Here is a 2,188-nt window from a genome sequence, read left to right on the forward strand (position 1 = left end):
GGCGCCCACCGGCTCGGGGCCGAGCGCGTGCCGGGGGGCGACCGCGGGCGGGGGGTCCGCGGGCCCGGCCGGGGCGGTGACGGCCAGGACGGCGAGTTCGCCGACGAGTCGGCGCCAGCCGGCCACGGCCTTCGGCGGGGACAGCAGTACGGCGGCGCGCGCCGGGAAGGCCAGCACGGCGATCAGGGCGACGGCCAGGGCGGTGAGCAGGGCGTTGCCCCACCGGGGGGTGGGCAGCAGCACCAGGGCGAAGGCCGTTCCGAGCAGGGCGGAGGGCAGCACGGTCGCCGCGCCCTCGCCGAGCAGGCGCAGCAGGATGCCGCCGCGCGAGCCGCCGCGGGCCTGGAGCAGCCGGAGTTCGGCGGTGCGCCGGTCGGCGGTGAGGGCCGCGGCGAGGCACAGCACCACGACGGCCACCCCGGCCACTCCGGCCGGTCCGATCACGGCCAGCGGGGCCGCGGCGTCGTAGCGGGCGGTGGCCCGGGTGAAGATGTCGGGCAGGAGCGAGGTGACGTGCAGGTCCGGGCGCTTGGTCACGTCGGCGAGGGTGGTGGCACCGCGCCCGACCAGGAAGGAGCCGACGGTGGCGCGGGTCTCGGCCAGCTGGTCGGCGCGCAGGGCGGCGGAGTCGACGGGCAGCCGCCAGAAGTTCACGCCGCCGTTGCCCCAGAGGATCAGCTGGTGCAGGCCGGTGTCGGTGACGAAACCGGTGGTCGCCCAGTGGAGCTCCGCGCCCTGGCCCTCCAGGCAGGCGCGGGCGGGACAGCCCACGTCGTCCCAGGTCGGGTCGGTGGGGTTGTTGACGCGGTAGAAGCCGACCACGGTGGACCGGGTCCGGCCGGTCAGGTCGCTGCCGTTGTCGACGACGTCACCGAGCTTGACGCCGATGGTCTCGGCGGCCTTCTGGCTGATGATCATCGGCAGGGGTGCGCCCTCGGCCGCGGGGCCCGGCCAGACGCCGTCGGTGAGGGTCACGAGCTCCTTGAGCCCGTGCAGGTACAGCAGGCCGAGCACCGGCGGATGGTCGGAGACACGGGCGTAGCCCTCGTTGAACATCTTGCGCGGGGACTTGGCCCGGCTGCCGTAGAGCTGGCTGGTCTCGGTGAGCGGCAGGTTCCGGCCGATCTCCGCGGTCAGCTTCTGCTGCACGTCGTCGAGGGCCGAGGCCGGGTCACTCAGGTTCGGCTCGGAGGTGGCCTGCAGGCTGGTCGCGTTGACGCCCTTCTGGTGCACGAAGTCCCGCAGGGCGCTGTCCGCGCTCCGGTCGACGACGCGGGGGAAGGCCGCCGCCATGAACACGGTGACGAAGGCGAGCGCCGCCATGAGCAGGGTGGCCAGCGGCGTCGCGCGGAGCCGGGTGCGGACCCAGGGCGCGGGGCCGTGGGCGGGCGCGGGCTCGGGCGACGGGGTGGGCACGGTGGTGCCGGCCTTGGTGGTCACATCTCCTCCACGTGGCGCAGCCGGGCGGCCACGTCTCGACGGCGGCGTCCGATCAGGAAGGCCGAGAGCAGGGGAACGACGGCGATCGCGGCCGTGAGCAGCAGGGCCTGACCGAACGGCAGCTCGATCAGCGCCCCGGGCGTCGGGCGGCGGGCGGCGGGCGTCAGCACGACGAACGGCACGATCAGGTGGACGAGCAGCGTGCCGAGGCCCAGCCCGACGGCCCCGCCGAGGGCGACCAGGAGGGCCTGTTCGGCGGCCATGGTGCGGGTCACCTGCTTGCGGCGGGCTCCCAGGGCGAGCAGCAGGGCGGAGTCCCGGGAGCGTTCGCGGGCGGAGGCGGCCACGGCGGCGCCGAAGCCGATCGCGGCGAGCACCCCGGTGACGACCGCGATGACCATGAGCGCGCTCTGCGGGGCGGCGCCGACCGGGTCGCTGAGGAGGGCCTCGGCGGCCTCCTCGTAGAGCTGGACGTCCTGGGTGCCGGGGGCGGCGCGCAGGGCGGCGGCGGCCTCCGCGGGGGTCCGGTCGCCGGGGCCGGTCGCGGGCAGCCACCACTCGGCGCGGTTGGGCAGTTCGCCGCCCTGTGCGGCCAGCAGCCGGGCCGTGGTGGAGAGGTCGACCAGGAGCGCGTTGGGGCCGGCCGCCGGCAGGGGGCTTCTCGCTTTACCTGGCCAGCAACGACAGCTACCGCGACAACTTCCTGCCCAGCGGGCTGCCGTCCGGCTCCCCGGAAGAAGCCCTCGAC

Annotated in this window: 2 protein-coding genes; both read right to left on the bottom strand. The window is 75.8% G+C overall.

All coding sequences use genetic code 11. The annotated features are described in order from the left end of the window. A partial coding sequence (locus ACFV61_RS35635; RefSeq protein ID WP_380496306.1) for a hypothetical protein occupies positions 1-1,440 on the bottom strand: 1,440 nt, incomplete at its 3' end. After that, entirely contained in the window at positions 1,437-1,841 is a 405-nt protein-coding gene (locus ACFV61_RS35640; RefSeq protein ID WP_380496308.1) for an FtsX-like permease family protein, read from the bottom strand. The genes ACFV61_RS35640 and ACFV61_RS35635, both read right to left, overlap by 4 nt. Positions 1,842-2,188 lie beyond the last annotated feature (347 nt).

It is taken from the genome of Kitasatospora sp. NPDC059817 (genome assembly GCF_042731835.1).
Lineage (GTDB): Bacteria > Actinomycetota > Actinomycetes > Streptomycetales > Streptomycetaceae > Kitasatospora.

Coding starts and splice junctions, on each gene's coding strand:
- ACFV61_RS35640 (WP_380496308.1), bottom strand. CDS start 1,841: ATGGTCATCGCGGTCGTCACCGGGGTGCTCGCCGCGATCGGCTTCGGC.